This window comes from Vibrio owensii CAIM 1854 = LMG 25443 (genome assembly GCF_000817815.1).
GTDB lineage: Bacteria > Pseudomonadota > Gammaproteobacteria > Enterobacterales > Vibrionaceae > Vibrio > Vibrio owensii.
This window is the reverse complement of the sequence record NZ_JPRD01000054.1, coordinates 1-17742: the sequence shown is the minus strand read 5'-3', so window position 1 is coordinate 17742 and position 17742 is coordinate 1. Positions and strand designations below refer to the sequence as shown.

13 protein-coding genes are annotated in these 17742 nt (G+C 46.6%); 12 read left to right on the top strand and 1 reads right to left on the bottom strand.

Annotation, left to right across the window (positions count from 1 at the left end; genetic code table 11):
• The first annotated feature begins 3 nt into the window (after window positions 1–3).
• Together H735_RS24600 and H735_RS24595 are read left to right on the top strand one after the other, a co-directional pair.
• Complete coding sequence (locus H735_RS24600) at window positions 4–267, top strand: YfcL family protein (RefSeq protein ID WP_005433127.1); 264 nt, start codon at window positions 4–6, stop codon at window positions 265–267.
• 176 nt (window positions 268–443) lie between these two features.
• Window positions 444–968 (top strand): NADPH-dependent FMN reductase, encoded by a 525-nt coding sequence (locus H735_RS24595; RefSeq protein WP_020197100.1) that lies wholly within the window; start codon window positions 444–446, stop codon window positions 966–968.
• 120 nt (window positions 969–1088) lie between these two features.
• Here the strand turns inward: H735_RS24595 and mnmC are convergent, their stop codons facing one another.
• The gene (mnmC, locus tag H735_RS24590) at window positions 1089–3107 is read right to left on the bottom strand and encodes a bifunctional tRNA (5-methylaminomethyl-2-thiouridine)(34)-methyltransferase MnmC2/FAD-dependent 5-carboxymethylaminomethyl-2-thiouridine(34) oxidoreductase MnmC1 (protein WP_020197101.1); all 2019 of its coding nucleotides are present in this window, start codon (window positions 3105–3107) and stop codon (window positions 1089–1091) included.
• 128 nt (window positions 3108–3235) lie between these two features.
• Between mnmC and fabB the strand changes: the two genes are divergently transcribed.
• From fabB to purF, 10 genes are all read left to right on the top strand, one after another.
• Window positions 3236–4447, top strand: coding sequence for a beta-ketoacyl-ACP synthase I (gene fabB / locus H735_RS24585; RefSeq protein WP_005433116.1), 1212 nt, complete (start codon window positions 3236–3238; stop codon window positions 4445–4447).
• A gap of 327 nt (window positions 4448–4774) precedes the next feature.
• Entirely contained in the window at window positions 4775–5908 is a 1134-nt protein-coding gene (locus H735_RS24580; protein WP_027726782.1) for a 4-phosphoerythronate dehydrogenase, read from the top strand.
• Window positions 5905–6918: an aspartate-semialdehyde dehydrogenase gene (locus H735_RS24575; protein ID WP_005448028.1), complete on the top strand. Its 1014-nt coding sequence runs from the start codon at window positions 5905–5907 to the stop codon at window positions 6916–6918. The genes H735_RS24580 and H735_RS24575 overlap by 4 nt, the downstream gene beginning before the upstream one ends.
• Window positions 6919–7117: 199 nt before the next feature.
• The gene (locus H735_RS24570; protein WP_020197103.1) at window positions 7118–11659 is read left to right on the top strand and encodes a FimV/HubP family polar landmark protein; all 4542 of its coding nucleotides are present in this window, start codon (window positions 7118–7120) and stop codon (window positions 11657–11659) included.
• Between the two features lie 90 nt (window positions 11660–11749).
• Window positions 11750–12544, top strand: a complete 795-nt coding sequence (gene truA / locus H735_RS24565) for a tRNA pseudouridine(38-40) synthase TruA (protein ID WP_005439796.1) — start codon at window positions 11750–11752, stop codon at window positions 12542–12544.
• A 196-nt stretch (window positions 12545–12740) separates the two neighbouring features.
• Window positions 12741–13667 carry an acetyl-CoA carboxylase, carboxyltransferase subunit beta gene (accD, locus tag H735_RS24560; RefSeq protein ID WP_020197104.1) on the top strand — a complete coding sequence of 309 codons (927 nt, stop codon included), beginning with the start codon at window positions 12741–12743 and terminating at the stop codon, window positions 13665–13667.
• 46 nt (window positions 13668–13713) lie between these two features.
• Complete coding sequence (gene folC / locus H735_RS24555; RefSeq protein WP_020197105.1) at window positions 13714–14976, top strand: bifunctional tetrahydrofolate synthase/dihydrofolate synthase; 1263 nt, start codon at window positions 13714–13716, stop codon at window positions 14974–14976.
• Window positions 14977–14990: 14 nt separating this feature from the next.
• Window positions 14991–15584: an SPOR domain-containing protein gene (locus H735_RS24550; protein ID WP_009707340.1), complete on the top strand. Its 594-nt coding sequence runs from the start codon at window positions 14991–14993 to the stop codon at window positions 15582–15584.
• Window positions 15585–15645: 61 nt separating this feature from the next.
• Window positions 15646–16137 (top strand): CvpA family protein, encoded by a 492-nt coding sequence (locus H735_RS24545; RefSeq protein ID WP_005432921.1) that lies wholly within the window; start codon window positions 15646–15648, stop codon window positions 16135–16137.
• A gap of 36 nt (window positions 16138–16173) precedes the next feature.
• Window positions 16174–17688 carry an amidophosphoribosyltransferase gene (purF, locus tag H735_RS24540; RefSeq protein ID WP_005439792.1) on the top strand — a complete coding sequence of 505 codons (1515 nt, stop codon included), beginning with the start codon at window positions 16174–16176 and terminating at the stop codon, window positions 17686–17688.
• The last annotated feature ends 54 nt before the right edge of the window (window positions 17689–17742 follow it).

The window sequence follows — 17742 nt, the reverse complement described above, 5'->3', positions numbered from 1 at the left end:
GCCATGATTATTGAATTTGAAGAAAAACTACTAGAACTGATTGATGCTCGCATTGAGACAGCATCGGATGATGAACTGTTTGCTGGTGGTTATTTACGTGGTCACATTTCTCTGTCTGCTGCAGCGTGTGAAGAAGAAGGCATTAACGATGTAACTGAGCTTAAATCTCGCATCGAAAACAGTCTTGAAGAAGCACGTTCAGAACTAACGCCAGCCGATCGCGTGATCGTGAGTGATCTATGGCAAGAGCTTCAAGCGCAAGCTTAAGTCTCATTCAGTTATATATGCTTCGATTGGCAGCGCTAAGCTTCTGGTTGAAGCAAAAAGAGTTGAAATAAACTCCTTCGAAATTTTCGAATCTCTCCTTAAAATTTTTGTGGTTGTAGCACACCCGTTCACCTTTTACTCTTGTTAGTACAAAACGTGAACAAAGGATTACAACCATGAAAATTATCGCATTTGGCGCTTCCACTAGCTCTACCTCTATCAATAAAACCCTTGCAACTTACGCTGCTAACCTTGTCGAAGGTGCAGAAGTTCAAGTGTTAGACCTCAATAGTTACGATGTTCCTTTGTTCAGTGAAGACAAAGAGAAAGAAATCGGTCAGGCGGAAGGCGCAAAAGCGTTTCTTGCTGACATCGCAACCGCGGACGCTTTGGTGATTTCTTTTGCTGAGCATAACGGCTCTTACCCAGCGGCGTATAAGAATCTATTCGATTGGGCGACACGCATTGATCGCAACGTATTCCAAAATAAACCCGCGGTGTACTTAGCGACTTCACCTGGCCCTGGTGGTGCACAAACGGTACTCGCTGCGGCGACAGGCTCTGCGCCTTACTTTGGTGCTGAAGTGAAAGCATCGCAATCTATTCCAAGCTTCTACGATAACTTTGATTTGGAAGCGGGTGAGTTCCGTAATGCGGAAATTGCAGAGCAGGTGAAAGCGGCCGTGGCGGCGTTGAACTAAACACTTGTAACCCCCCTTAACTCCCCCTTAGAAAGGGGGAGGACTAATGCGGAGCTAAGAACTTGTTCCTCCCCTTTTTAAGGGGAGGCTAGGAGGGGTTCTTTACGCACTCGAAACACGTTACAACTCAGTAATCGCTTTACCTTTACGCAGTTTTCTAACCCACATACGACTTGGGTGCAACTCAGTCAGCACATCAACAGGCAGTGGTAACGGGTCGCCACAGATTTGTGATGCCAACACCTCGGCCATTAAAGGCGCAGAGCTCAAACCACGAGAGCCTAAGCCAAGGAAACAGAATAGGTTAGGGAACTGGTGAATCGCTTCAACGTCTTGTTCTTGTTGATTTTGCAGATCTGCATATTGCGTTTTGATGGTTTCAAAGTCGCCTACGTTACCGACAAATGGCAGGTGGTCACGGCTAACACAGCGAATACCTTGGCGTGATAATTTCCCAGAGGTATCCACTTCTTTTGTCCAAGTTTGGTTCGGCAAACACTTCACCAACTTCTCGGCGTTATCTGTTTGTGCTTCTTCGTCAAACTCGTAGTCTAGGTGACTGCGGTCGTAACTTGCACCGATGCACAAGTGCTGATTATTCGGGTTAACAGGTGTCATGTAACCGTCGTAACACAATACTGTTTTCAGCTTAGACAGCGTTTCAGTTGCAGGGGCGTGGCTAACTTGACCTTTTACCTGACCCATTGGTAGATCGGCAGTTTGGCTTAGTGTTTGGAACTCACTGCCATTGGCAACCACGACAGTTGAATGTTCAAAGCTTTGATCGTTCGCTTTCAATACCCAAACCTTGCGCGCTTCATCCCAAGTGAGCGACTCAACTTGATGTTCGAACTTCACTTCAAAAAGCTCGGTGCTTTCTAGTTGAGCAATCAAACCACGAGTCAATTCAGCAGGGCATAACCAACCGCCAAGAGGGTAATGAACCGATGCCATATCAATCGGCAAGCCTATTTTTTCCGCCGTCTCTTCTGCAGATAGTTTGTGAATTAACTCTGGCGTGAAATTGCCTGCGAGCATCTTCTCTAACTTGTCTGCGGATTTGTCATCCCACATCAGCTGAGTAATGCCACACCAATCGTGATCAAATTGGATATCTTGCGCTGCTTGGTCAACAAACTGACGGGCAAACAAAAAGCCCGGAGCGAACACGCGTGAAACGCCTTTGTGTGGACCATTTAGTAATGGGTACACAGCACCTTGGCGGTTGCCTGATGCGCCTTCTGCAGGTTGAGCGTCTTTGCAATAAAGCGTGACATTTTGACCGCGGCGAACCAGCGTTTTAGCCAAAGCCGCGCTAGCGATGCCGCCACCAATAATCGCAATGGAATCATGATTGGTCGATGCAGTGCGGTTGAACCAAGGTAGGTGATTTGAGTGCGCTTCACGTTGCTCCATCGAACCTGCGATCATTTCACGCTTGGTGCCGAAGCCTTTGACTTTCTTCATTACAAAGCCCGCTTCGTTTAAGCCGCGACGCACAAAGCCTGCTGCCGTGAAGGTTGCGACCGTACAATCCTGTTTCGCCAATTTTGCCATGCCATTAAACAGGTTTTGGTTCCACATCTCTGGGTTTTTGCTTGGAGCGAACCCATCTAAGAACCAAGCATCAATCAAGCCTTGCTCAGCATAAGGAACAAGCGGCATGCAATCTTTGATATCGCCAAACCAAAGGTCGAGCGTGATAGCGCCGTCTTCTAAAACAATGCGATGACACTCAGGCACAGCCGCTGGGTAGTGCTGTTGCAGCTTTTCCGCAAATTCTGCCAACTCTGGCCAAGATTGATGCGCTTTTTCTAGATCAGCTTTGCTCAGTGGGTACTTCTCAAAGCTAACGAAATGCAATTCTTTTAGCGTTGCCTCTGGATATTCGCGACGAAATTCGGTAAACCATTGCCACACGGCTAAGAAGTTCAACCCTGTGCCAAATCCGGTTTCACCAATAACAAAACGTCTTTGGTCAAATTCCTGCCATCTTTCTGGTAGATGATTTTGTTTGAGGAACACGTAACGCGTCTCTTCGAGACCGTTTACGTTGGAGAAATAAACATCATCAAATTGGTCAGAAACCGGTGTACCAGCTTCGTTCCAACCAAGTTCTGCGTTTTTAATCGAAGTCATAATGGTGCAAATATGTGATTTGGCGCGGTTAGAATTCGGCGATTGTACGAATTTCTGGGAAAGCTGACCACTTTTGTTGACTATCTTAGTTATTATCTAGCGGATTTTTGAATTATAGGAATGTCATAATGAAACGAGTCGTAATCACCGGTATGGGTATTGTTTCAAGTATCGGTAACAACGTCGAAGAAGTTCTAGCGTCTCTTAAAGCGGGCAAATCTGGCATCACTGCGTCTGAGCAGTTTAAAGAAAACGGTCTGCGTTCGCAGGTGTGGGGTGATCTGAAAATCAACCCTGCAGAGTTTATTGACCGTAAGCAGATGCGCTTTATGGGTGATGCGGCTGCTTATGCATACCTATCAATGCAGCAGGCAATTGAAGACGCTGGTCTATCTGAAGAACAAGTTTCAAACGATCGTACAGGTATCGTTGCTGGTTCTGGTGGTGCTTCTGCATTAAACCAAACAGTAGCAACTGACACGATGCGTGCGAAAGGCGTAAAACGCGTAGGTCCTTACATGGTGCCACGTACTATGTCTTCAACAGTATCTGCGTGTCTTGCAACACCATTTAAGATTCGTGGTGTGAACTACTCAATGAGCTCAGCTTGTGCAACGTCTGCACACTGTATCGGTCACGCGATGGAGCTTATCCAACTTGGTAAACAAGACATCGTATTTGCAGGTGGTGGTGAAGAGCTAGATTGGTCTCAAACTATGATGTTTGATGCAATGGGCGCACTATCTACTAAGTACAACGAAACGCCAGAAAAAGCTTCTCGTACTTACGATGCAGACCGTGACGGTTTCGTTATCTCTGGTGGCGGCGGCATGCTAGTTATCGAAGAACTAGAGCACGCACTAGCACGTGGCGCGAAAATTTACGGCGAAATTGTCGGTTACGGCGCGACTTCTGATGGCTACGACATGGTAGCACCATCAGGTGAAGGCGCAGTTCGTTGTATGAAGATGGCAATGCAAGATGTTGACGCTATCGACTACATCAACACACACGGTACTTCTACTCCTGTAGGTGACGTGAAAGAGCTAGGCGCTATTCAAGAGCTATTCGGCGACAACAGCCCTGCGATTTCTGCAACAAAAGCAATGACAGGTCACGCACTAGGTGCAGCTGGCGTTCACGAAGCGATTTACTCAACGCTAATGCTAGACAACAACTTCATTGCGCCAAGTGTGAACATCTCTAACTTGGATGAAGCAGCACAAGGTCTAGACATCGTAACGGAAGCTCGTGACGCTGAGCTCACGACAGTTATGTCAAACAGCTTTGGTTTTGGTGGTACAAACGCGACATTGGTAATCAAAAAGTACCAAGCGTAAGCGACCCAAAGCTAACTGAATTTGTTGGTCGGAATATCACTGTGGTTTCCCATACGGCGTAAACGGACCAACAAACCAGTTTCCAGAGCTTGATCAGTCAAACTGATCGAACAGACGCAGACTCTATCCCAAGGAGAGCGGGATAGGATCCTTTTGTTCTGGAACTTTGCCCGGCTAATTTAGCCGGGCTTTTTCTTTTCTGAAACCTGCTTTTGAAAGTCACTTGGGTATAGTTGTTGAGATTTTTCAAGAAAAGGGCACAATCGCTTTAGCTTCGCATCTTGCGAATAAACGAACTCATACAAATGGATGTTAAACGCTGGCGCTATGAAAATTATTGTTGATGAAAATATGCCGTACGCTGAAGAGCTATTCAGCCAACTCGGTGAAGTGATTCTAAAACCCGGTCGTACACTGACAGCCGATGATTTAGTGGATGTAGATGCACTAATGATTCGCTCAGTTACCAAAGTAAACGCAGAACTGATCAGCAAAGCAAACAAGCTGAAGTTCGTTGGTACAGCAACGGCAGGTATGGATCATGTTGACCAAGCACTTTTAAAAGAGAAAGGCATTTTCTTCACCGCTGCACCAGGATGTAACAAAGTGGGTGTTGCTGAGTATGCGTTCAGCGTCATGATGGTGCTAGCAAAACAGCAAGGCTTCTCCGTTTTCGATAAAACCGTTGGCATCATCGGTGCGGGCCAAGTGGGCAGTTACCTTGAGAAATGTTTGAAAGGCATGGGCATCAACGTGCTTATCAATGACCCATTCAAACAAGAAGAGGGCGATTCTCGCAGTTTCACTCCATTAGCAGAGCTTATCGAACGTTCTGACATCATCACGCTGCACACACCTATCACTAAAGATGGTCCACACCCAACGCATCATTTGATTGATGAGAAGGTGTTAAATGGTCTTCGCAGCGATCAAATTCTTATTAATGCGGCGCGCGGTCCCGTTGTGGACAACCAAGCGCTGAAGCAGCGTTTGCTGAAAAACGACGGCTTTACAGCGGCACTCGACGTATTTGAATTTGAACCAGAGGTTGATATGGAGCTTCTGCCTCTGCTAGCATTCGCAACCCCTCACGTTGCAGGCTATGGTCTGGAAGGGAAAGCTCGCGGTACGACGATGATTTTCAACAGCTACTGTGAGTTCTTAAATAACGAATTACGTGCGCATGCCAGCGATTTACTGCCGACCGCGCCTGTCCCGACTATGGTATTGGACAGAGCATGGGATGAAGCAACGCTGCACAACATCACGCAGTTAATCTATGATGTGCGTAAAGATGACGCTCTTTTCCGCCGCGAAATCAGTAAGCCTGGCTCTTTTGACCTGATGCGTAAAAACTACTGGGATCGCCGCGAGTACAGCGCTGTCACGCTAATGGGTAACGAAACATGCAATCTTGCACCATTAGCAGAACTAGGTTTTCAGGTTGAGGTAAGTCAATGAGCCAGCAATACAATGTTGCCGTATTAGGTGCGACCGGTGCGGTCGGTGAAACAATTTTGGAAGTGCTTCAAGAGCGCAAATTCCCGGTAGGTGAAATCTTCCTACTTGCGAGTGAGCGCAGTGAAGGCAAGACTTACCGCTTCAATGGTAAAACGGTACGTGTTCAAAACGTAGAAGAATTCGATTGGTCTCAAGCGCACATCGCACTGTTCTCTGCTGGTGGCGAACTGTCAGCAAAATGGGCACCAATTGCCGCTGATGAAGGCGTTATCGTTATCGATAACACGTCGAACTTCCGTTACGAATATGACATTCCTTTGGTTGTGCCAGAAGTAAACCCAGAAGCGATTGCAGAGTTTCGTAACCGCAATATCATTGCAAACCCGAACTGTTCAACCATCCAAATGCTGGTGGCACTGAAACCAATTCATGATGCAGTGGGCATTGAACGTATTAACGTTTCAACTTACCAATCTGTATCGGGTGCAGGTAAAGCAGGTATTGATGAGCTAGCAGGTCAAACAGCGAAGCTACTAAATGGTCTACCTGCTGACAAGAAGCAATTCTCTCAACAGATCGCGTTTAACTGTATTCCACAAATCGACCAGATGATGGAAAACGGCTACACCAAAGAAGAAATGAAAATGGTGTGGGAAACGCAAAAGATCTTTAACGACCCATCAATCACAGTAAACCCAACTTGTGTACGCGTACCTGTATTCTATGGTCACGCAGAAGCGGTTCATATTGAGACTCGCTCACCAATCGATGCACAAGAAGTGATTAACTTACTTGAGCAAACAGATGGTATTGAAGTATTCCACGGTGAAGACTTCCCAACACAAGTTCGTGATGCGGGCGGCAAAGACCATGTAATGGTTGGTCGTATTCGTAACGATATCAGCCATCACAGTGGCGTGAACCTATGGGTTGTTGCCGATAATGTTCGTAAAGGCGCAGCAACCAACGCAGTTCAAATTGCAGAAGTTCTGATTCGCGATTACTACTAAGTCGACCACATTAAGAACCTTAAAGCCTCGCACTATGCGAGGCTTTTTTGTTCGAATAGCGTAAAATTGTGTGAGATTAGTACGAATATGGTGAGAGCCACACATTTTTTACCCTCAAAGCTATAGTTTTGAGGGCTATATCCGATATATTTAACCGATCACTATTTCAAATTGTTACTAGCACCAAACTGAGCCTTCTATGCGTCAAAATTATAAGCGTTTGTTAGCAGCCCTTGTGCTGATGAGCGTGACTCAGACATCGTCATTGGTTCAAGCCGAAGGTATTCGTCTTGTAGGACCCTCTGGTGAAGTGCAAGCGTCTCCGAGCTTTGCTGAGGAGATTGAACGAGCGTTGCCCGCTCCACCTAAAAATGACCAACCGTCGCGCTTCTTTGGCCCGACAGGTCAAAATGAGACTTTATGGTCGATCGCTTCTCAATTGCGACCTTCTCGAAATGTTTCCGTACAACAAACGCTGCTCGCCATCTATAGAATCAACCCTCAAGCGTTTGATAAACAGAATATCCACGAACTGATTCCTGGTAGTCGATTACGTGTCCCTTCTCTGGAGCAAGTGCAAAGCGCAACAACTGCGCAAGCTGTTGCCATTATGAAAGCGCATGAAGCTCGACTCACTCAGCCAAAAGCAACGCCTACTCAACCTGTAAAACCGAAAGTTGAGCCGCCAAAACCAGTGGTTGAAACCGCAAAGCCAGATCCAAAACCAGAGGCTGCGAAACCAGAAGCTCCGAAACCAGATCTGGTAAAAGTGGTAAAACCTGAGACGCCAGTGCCTGCAGTGATCACCTCACCAGAAGGCGAGAAGCAAGTCAGTGCGCTGAAAGACAAGCTGCAAGGCTCGCAAAGTGAATTGGAATCTTTAGAAGAGAAGAATCATCGCCTGCGTTTGATGCTTTCTGAAGTACAGAGTGAAGTCGAAACGCTAAAAACCTCGCTCAACGATGAAGAACGCATTCGCTCGGAAGTAGAAAAACTGCTGGCAGAGGAACGCCAGCGTGTCGCTGAGCAACAACGCATGCAACCAAGCACCATGGACAAAATTTTGTCGAATGGTTGGCTTGTCGGTCTTGCGGCATTGATTCCTGGTGCTTTGATTGCGTTGCTAGTCGTTATGCTACTTGGTCGACGCTCTAAAGCGAAAGAGGAAGAAGCGGCTGCACAAGAACAGCAAAACGTTGATCCTCTTGCGGCGCCAATCGGTTTAGCGGCTGCTGACGAATTAGATGAAGAGCTAAGCCTAGATGATGACCTGTTCGGCGATGACGACGAAACAGAAAACCTATTCGAACAAGAAGAACAACAGCCTGAAGAAGAGGACGTTTTCGGTAACCTCGATGACGATGACCTCGACTTCAATCTAGAAGGCGACGATGGCGAAGACCCATTCGCGGGTATTGGCGATGATGGCGAGCTGGATGTTGGTTTCGATGAGTTTGACTCTTCTAGTAATGGCATCAAAGTCAATGGCGAAGAAAAAGCCCTTGGTCTTGAAGAGATGGAGCGCGCACTCGATGAGGTGACGCCTGAGCTTGAAGTGCTCGATGACGATGATGATGCAGGCTTCGATCTTTCTGACGAAGACGGCTCTGATGCAATGTCTGATGACGCCTTTGCTGAATTACTCGCGGCTGATGACCCCGCGGAAGAGTTACAAAGTAATACGCTTGATCAAGCAATGCTCGATGATCTGTTTGCTGACCTTGATGGTGACGATCTCAACTTAGACGTTGAAGATGATAAGCCAACGGTATCTGAAACGGCATTCTCTGCGGGTGAAGCGACAGATGACGACATCGACAAGTTGCTTGCACAGTATGAACAGCCAACGCCAAAAGACACTGATGATGATTTGTTTGATGAGCTAGAAACGTTATCTGGTTTATCTGAAAGCGATTCAAGTGAAGAAGAAGCATCAGCGTTACTTGATGAGTTGATCGGTGAAGACGATGGCGAACCACTTAACGAACTTGATCCCCTTGAAGAGTTGGAAGACATCGCAGGTTTAAGCGAAGAGCCAACCATCGACGAAGACAGCACAGATCTACTTGATGACCTCATTGGTTTCGATGATGAAGATTCATCCGATGATGACTTTGACCCGCTTGATGAGCTAGAAAAGCTGTCGGGCTTCGATGGTGACGATTCTCTAGAAGACATTGATGAAAACAGCGTTGACCTGCTGGACGAACTGCTTAGCGACGAGAGTGTAGAAGAAGAGCAGGACGAAACAAGCAGTGAAATCGATCCATTTGATGAACTGATTCGTGAAGATGACGAGTTAGAGCAAGCAGAAAACAAGCTTAGTGACGACGATCTCCTTGCTTCGTTAGGCTTTGATGATCTAGAGCCAGAAGCTGAAGAGAGTGCTCAACAACCTCAGCCAATGACAGATGTTGAGCCTGCTGCCGATCTGGAAGAGGAAAAAGCAGCGCTTGGTCTCGATTCTGGTTTGGATATTGATGCTCTGCTGAGTGAGAACCAACCTGAAGTTGATAACCAAACTCAGGCAGAACTTCCAAGTGAGCCGATTGAACAGGAGCAACCAGAATCAATTGATGATTTTGATAGCCAAGATTTCTTAGGCGACCTTGAGGACGTTTCCCAAGAGCATGATCCGTTAATGACGGAGCTTGATGAGCTATTCGAAAGTAACAACGAAGCGCTCTTACCAGATGAGCAAGAGCGTTCAGACTTTGCAGCAGAACTTGATGCTTTAATTGGTGAAGAGCCAGTAGCAAGTGAGAATGCGGAGCAGCAATCAGAAGCTCCGGCTGAACCATCGGTTGAAGGTAACGAACTAGCAGAAAATACAATTGAAGAGTATTCAGCTGAAGTTTCTGAAGCGTTAGATCCTCAAGCAGAAAGCTTAACGGAAGCGTCTCAGCCACAAGAAGAAACGATGGTCGAACCGGAAACTGAGCCGGCTCCAGCGTTCACGCCAACACCAAATACGGTTGAAAACGAATTTGGAATTCCTCAAGAGGAAGATTGGCTGGTTGATGAGATAGAACCTGAAAACAAAATTGAACAAGAACCCGTAGCGGCAAGCTCGACTGAATCGGCTATTGATGAAGAGGAGTTCAGCTTCGACGAGTTAGAACTTCCAGAGTTCAACGAAGAAGATGCATTGGCTTCGATGGCTGAAGAGCCTGCGCTAGCGGAATCTGAAATCGCTGAGCCTCAAGCGCCAGTTGCGGAAGCAGAAGAAGAGTTCAACTTCGATGAGTTAGAGCTTCCTGAGTTCAACGAAGAAGATGCATTAGCTTCAATGGCCGAAGAGCCAGCGCTAACGGAATCTGAAATCGCGGAGCCTCAAGCGCCAGTCGCGGAAGCAGAAGAAGAGTTCAACTTCGACGAGTTAGAGCTTCCGGAGTTCAACGAAGAAGACGCATTGGCTTCAATGGCCGAAGAGCCTGCGCTAGCGGAATCTGAAATCGCTGAGCCTGAAGCACCAGTTGCGGAAGCGGAAGAAGAATTCAACTTCGATGAGTTAGAGCTTCCGGAGTTCAACGAAGAAGACGCATTAGCTTCGATGGTCGAGGAGCCTGCGCTAGCGGAATCTGAAATCGTTGAGCCTGAAGCGCCAGTTGCGGAAGCAGAAGAAGAGTTCCACTTCGATGAGTTAGAGCTTCCTGAGTTCAACGAAGAGGATGCACTGGCTTCAATGGCCGAAGAGCCTGCGCCAGCGGAATCTGAAATCGCAGAGCCTGAAGCGCCAGTTGCGCAAGCAGAAGAAGAGTTCAACTTCGATGAGTTAGAGCTTCCGGAGTTCAACGAAGAAGATGCATTAGCTTCAATGGCCGAAGAGCCTGCGATAGCGGAATCTGAAATCGCTGAGCCTCAAGCGCCAGTCGCGGAAGAAGAAGAGTTCAACTTCGATGACTTTGAACTACCAGAGTTCAATGAGGAAGATGCTTTGGCATCAGTGACAGAAGAGGCAGCAAGTTCTGACTCTGACACTGTTGAACCTGAGGTTGTTAAAGAGCACTCAGAAGTCTCTCAAGCTGTACAACAAGCAGAGAATGACCATGACGCTCTGTTTGAGGTCTTCGCGCAACCAGAAGCTTTCAGTGCCGATTTAGAGCCTGAGCCGAGCAATGACCTAGAGTCGGAATTAAATGACTTTGAAGAGTCTGCGATGGCGAACTTGTTGTCTGAAAATGCTGAATCTGAAGTATTTGATGGCAAGTTAGACAGCGACACCATTGCAAGTGCAGGTATGGACTTTGAAACCATGCTGGATGTTGGTGACGATTGGGATGGCTTTAAGCTGTCGCCAGAAAACACCTCATCAACGGCAGAGGTTCCAGAAGACCAGCGTGAAGTGTGGAGTTCATCAGAAGCACTTGCACAGCCTGAGATCGCGCAAGAAAACTGGGGTGAGCAAGACGACCTAACCGATTTTGATCCGAAGAAAAATCAATTCATGACCATTGATGAGTTGATGGCTCAGGTAGACAAAGACGGTGGTGAGTTTGAAGAGCAAGAGCTCAAACTCGATGTGGGTTTGAATGAGTTTCCGGATGTGATTGGCGATATTGGTGATGTTGATGTCGATACCAATGCAGAAGCCGCAGGTAAGCTCGACCTAGCAAAAATCTACCTTGAAATGAACGATCCTCAAGGCGCGATTAAACTGTTAGAGGAAGCGATCGTCTACGGTGAGGACGATATTCGCAGAGAGGCTAAAACTCTCATCGACACGATTAACGGTCGATAAGTAAAAAGGGGTAGCAAACGCTGCCCTTTTTTGTATCTGGAAGGACTTACGTATATACTTCCCGCCCCATTTTAGAGTTCGAAGGTTAAAATGAGAATCGCATTAGGTATCGAATACAACGGTACAAACTACTTTGGTTGGCAACGCCAAAGAGACGTGAAAAGTGTCCAAGAAGAGCTAGAGAAAGCATTATCTGTGGTCGCGAACCACCCTGTCGAAGTACAGTGTGCTGGTCGTACCGATGCTGGCGTACATGGCACTGGTCAGGTCGTTCACTTTGACACCAACGTGAGTCGTAAAATGGTGGCTTGGACCATGGGCGCAAACGCGAACATGCCAAGTGATATCGCTGTCCGCTGGGCAGTGGAAGTGAACGATGATTTCCATGCTCGATTCTCAGCAACCGCACGTCGTTACCGCTACATCATCTTCAACCACGCATTGCGTCCTGGTATTTTAAATTCTGGCGTTAGCCACTATCACGGTGAGCTAGACGAGAAGAAAATGCATGAAGCAGGTCAGTACCTGTTAGGTGAGAACGACTTTAGTTCATTCCGCGCTGCGCATTGCCAGTCGTTGAGCCCATTCCGCAACTTGATGCACCTTAATGTGACCCGCCATGGTGATTACATCGTGATTGATATTAAAGCGAATGCTTTTGTCCACCATATGGTGCGTAACATTACTGGTAGCCTGATCAAGGTAGGTCGTGGCGAAGAAAAACCAGAATGGATCAAGTGGCTACTTGAAGCAAAAGACCGCAAATTAGCAGGTGCAACGGCGAAAGCTGAAGGTCTGTACTTAGTGGATGTGGATTACCCAGAAGAGTTTGGATTGCCACAAGTTCCGATCGGTCCGCTGTTTTTGCCAGATAATTTGAACTAAATTTGCGATTTTGTTTCAAAATATCGGTACTTTAGACTGGATACGTGCAGAAACTGTGCGTTATTAATGATATCAAAAATAGGTACAACCAGTTTTTTATCTACAGTCGCGGCAAGATATGTTTTAATCCATCCGCAATATTCCCGAATTTATATCTTTCGCAATGAAGCGGAAGAGTTGAGAGAAAAGGTCTTCCATGAGTTGGCTTGAAAAGATTTTAGAGAAAAGCAACCTAGTAAGTTCACGTAAAGCCTCTATTCCTGAAGGCGTGTGGACCAAATGTACTTCTTGTGAGCAGGTTCTGTACCATGCTGAGCTTGAGCGCAACCTAGAAGTTTGTCCTAAGTGTAATCACCACATGCGCATGAAAGCGCGTCGTCGTCTAGAAACATTCTTAGATGAAGGTGAACGCGTAGAGCTTGGCACTGAACTTGAGCCACAAGATAAACTGAAGTTTAAAGATTCTAAACGCTACAAAGAGCGTATCTCTGCAGCGCAAAAGAGCAGCGGCGAGAAAGATGCACTGATCGTAATGCAAGGTGAATTACTGGGCATGCCATTAGTGGCGTGTGCGTTTGAATTCTCTTTCATGGGCGGTTCAATGGGTTCTGTTGTTGGTGCACGCTTTGTTAAAGCGGTAGAAGCAGCAATTGAAAACAACTGTGCGCTTGTTTGTTTCTCAGCAAGTGGCGGTGCGCGTATGCAAGAGGCACTGATGTCTCTAATGCAAATGGCGAAAACCAGTGCAGCACTTGAGCGTCTTTCTGACAAAGGCCTACCATTCATCTCTGTACTGACTGACCCAACAATGGGTGGTGTATCTGCGAGTTTGGCAATGCTAGGTGACATCAATATTGGTGAACCTAAAGCACTTATCGGCTTTGCAGGTCGCCGTGTAATCGAACAGACAGTACGTGAAGACCTTCCTGAAGGCTTCCAACGTAGTGAGTTCCTTCTTGAGCACGGTGCGATTGACATGATCGTTGACCGTCGTGAAATGCGTCAGCGTGTGGGTGGTCTAGTGGCTAAGCTAACTAACCACAAGTCTCCTATGGTGGTTTCGGCTAACGAATCTCCAAATGAAGAACCATATTCTGTACCAGAAGCGGACGAAAAAGGGTAAAGTATCAGCTAACATAAAAACCAAAGAAATTAATGGTTAAAGTTAGATGACCCAAAACTCTATTCCTCAAGCCACATCCTCTCTAACGATGTGGCTTGATTATTTAACAAATCTCCACACTTCAGCTATCGACCTTGGCTTAGACCGTGTTCAAGCGGTAACGCAAAAAGCCAACCTCACCAAACCTGCTCCTACTGTGATTACTGTTGCCGGCACTAATGGCAAGGGATCGACGTGTGCATTGATGGAAGCCATTCTGTTAGATGCAGGCTACTCAGTGGGGGTATACAGCTCTCCACACCTAATTCGTTACAACGAACGTGTGCGCATCAATGGCGTGGATGCAGAGGACAGCAAACACTGTGAAGCGTTTGATTACGTTGAGCAGCAACGCGGCGATATTAGTCTAAGCTTGTTTGAATTCGGTACGTTAGCCGCACTTCGTATTTTCCAAGTTGAGAAAGTCGACGTAGTTCTGCTAGAAGTTGGCCTCGGCGGGCGTTTAGATGCAACAAACGTTGTGGATCATGATGTCTCTGTTATTACCAGCTTGGCTATCGACCATGTGGATTGGCTTGGTGATGACATCAATGTAATTGGCTTTGAGAAAGCGGGTATCTACCGTGCTGGTAAACCTGCGATTTGTGGCCAACCAACGCCGCCAGCAACCGTTGCTGCGCACGCTGATGACATTCAAGCTGAGTTCTTCCAAGTTGGCATCCAGTTCGATTACCAATTGACTGAGAAAGGCTGGAAGTGGACCAGTGGTGCATTTGCATTAGAAGACCTACCAGTTCCATCGCTACCGCTACCAAATGCAGCAACAGCTTTAATGGCACTTGGCGCTTCAGAATTGCAAATCACTGACATTAATATCGTTAATGGCTTGAATAATGCTCGTCTAGCTGGCCGAATGCAGGTTCTGCAAACGGGCCCAGAAATCGTTCTTGATGTCGCGCACAACCCTCACTCAGCTGAATACTTAGTTGAGAAGGTGAAACGCCAATACGCGGATAAGAATATCCACGTTGTGGTCGCGATGCTGCACGATAAAGACATCAAGGCAACAATCGAAGCATTAACTCCAATTGCAACACAATGGTACCCAGCATCGCTAACTGGCCCACGCGCGGCGACAGCAGATGAACTGTGCCAATACTTACCTCAAGGTCAAGTTCAGTTCCAAACCCCAGTCGAAGCGTTTGAGAGCGCACAGAAACACGCCGCTCAAGCCGATGTTATTTTGGTGGTTGGTTCATTCCATACAGTGGGCGAAGTGTTGGAGCATTGGCAATCAAATAATGAGTAATCAAAGGTAATTTGATGGCAAGTAAATTCCAAAGTCGTTTAGTCGGCACCATCATTCTAGTGGCGGTGGGGGTCATCGTACTTCCAGACGTACTAGATGGTAAGAAACTGCACTACAAAGAAGAGTTTGCCAGTATTCCTATCAAACCTGAACTTGATAGCGATGTGGAGAACTTCGAGATACTAGAGCCTGTAGAAGATGATGTCTCTTTGCCTGAATCTCCGGTTACGGCAACGGTAGATGAATCTGAAGAGCCTCAAGTCGCCGTTTCGGAGCCAGAACCAGAGCCAGTTACCCAACCAGAAGAAACGAAACAACCTGAACAGGTGGAAGTTGCGGTTCGTCCAGTTGAAGAAAAAAATCAATATGAAGATTCTGCTTGGATCATTCAGTTGATGGCACTGAAAAATCATGAGAATGCTGTTGCATTAGTAGAGGATTTACAGAAGCGTGGTTACCAAGCTCATGTAAAAAAAGAGACAGCTTTTACTCGAGTGATTGTTGGTCCTGATGTATCAAAAAGTAAACTTGAACGACAGGTCAAGGAATTACAAAAAATTACAGGCTCAAAAGGTCAATTGCTTAAATTTAAGCCATTAAATCCATAAGAAAACGTTTGCGTCAGCATTTTTTCTGTTAAAATGCGCGCCAACTTAAGATGAAGAAAACATGAATTGGTTAGATTTTGTCATTTTAGGTGTGATCGGATTTTCAGCTCTGATCAGTTTAGTTCGCGGTTTTGCTAAAGAAGCTTTGTCTTTGGTGATTTGGTTTGGAGCATTTTTTATCTCCAGCAACTACTACGCCAAATTGGCGGTGTACTTCACCAACATCGAAGATGAAATGTTTCGAAACGGAGCCGCAATTGCGGCGTTATTCGTCGCAACCTTAGTGGTTGGTGCAGTGGTGAATTACGTCATTGGTCAACTGGTACAAAAAACAGGGCTATCAGGTACCGATCGAATTCTCGGTGTGGTGTTTGGTGGTTTACGCGGAGTACTGATTGTTTCTGCGGTGCTGTTTTTTATGGATGCGTTTACTGCATTCCCAAGCTCGGATTGGTGGAAAGAGTCACAGTTGGTCCCTGAGTTCAGCCGTATCATCGCCCCATTCTTCGAGCATTTAAAAGCAACATCAAGTTTTCTGTCTGGCACTATCTAGTAGTGCCAGCTACTGTCGCAAATCGAGGATTAGGACATGTGTGGTATTGTTGGAATCGTGGGCACAACGCCTGTAAACCAGTCTATTTATGACGCGTTAACGGTGTTACAGCATCGTGGCCAAGATGCCGCTGGTATTTGTACCATAGAAAGCAATCGTTTTCGTCTGCGTAAGGCGAACGGTTTAGTGAAGGATGTGTTCGAAGCAAGACACATGCAACGCTTACAAGGTGAGGTTGGTATCGGTCACGTTCGTTACCCAACCGCTGGCAGTTCAAGTGCCTCTGAAGCTCAACCTTTCTACGTAAACTCTCCTTTCGGTATTACACTTGCCCACAATGGTAACCTGACTAACGCTCATGAAGTTCGTCAGAAGCTGTTTGAAAAAGATCGCCGCCATATCAACACCACTTCAGACTCAGAAGTACTTCTAAACGTACTTGCACATGAGATCGATACGGTAAAAGGTAACGTAACGGCGGATGACGTTTTCCGCGCTGTAACGAATGTACACCGCACAATCCGCGGCGCTTATGCTGTCGCAGCGATGATCATCGGTCATGGTATGATTGCTTTCCGTGACCCACATGGTATTCGCCCTTTATGTTTAGGTAAGCGTGAAGTCGAAGGCAGAACAGAGTACATGGTGGCTTCAGAATCTGTAGCACTTGATGCGGTTGGTTTTGACTTTGTTCGTGATGTCGCACCAGGTGAAGCGATTTACGCAACGTTTGAAGGCGAGTTGTTTACCAAGCAATGTGGCGACAATCCAAAACTGAACCCATGTATCTTTGAATTCGTCTACTTCGCTCGTCCAGACTCATTCATTGATAAGATCTCGGTTTACAGCGCTCGTGTTGAAATGGGTAAAAAGCTGGGTGACCGTATCCGCGAAGATTACGCAGATCTTGATATCGACGTGGTTATCCCAATTCCTGAAACATCGTGTGATATTGCGCTGCAAATTGCACAAGCCATTGACAAACCATACCGCCAAGGTTTCGTGAAAAACCGTTACGTCGGCCGTACCTTTATCATGCCGGGTCAACAGCAACGTAAGAAATCAGTTCGTCGTAAACTGAATGCTATTCGTTCTGAGTTCAAAGATAAGAACGTACTGCTTGTCGATGATTCTATTGTTCGTGGTACCACTTCAGAGCAGATCATTGAGATGGCTCGTGATTCCGGTGCGAACAAAGTGTTTATGGTTTCAGCGGCTCCTGAAGTGCGCTTCCCGAACGTTTACGGTATCGATATGCCAAGCGCAACAGAGCTGATTGCACATGGCCGTGATAACGAAACTATCTGTAAGCAAATCGGCGCAGATGCACTGATTTATCAGCGTTTGGATGACTTGGTTGAAGCGGTTGGTCTTGGCAATCAAGACATCACGCAATTCGATACCTCTGTATTTAACGGTGAATACGTGACAGGTGATATCGATCAGCAATATCTAGATTTCCTTGATGGCTTGCGCAACGATGATGCGAAAACGCAACTCGAGATTCAGCAAGATTTAGCAAACCTAGAACTGCACAACGAAGGTGCTTAAATCGCGCTGCTAAAGACATAAAAAAACCAGAGCTTCGGCTCTAATGCCGTTCAC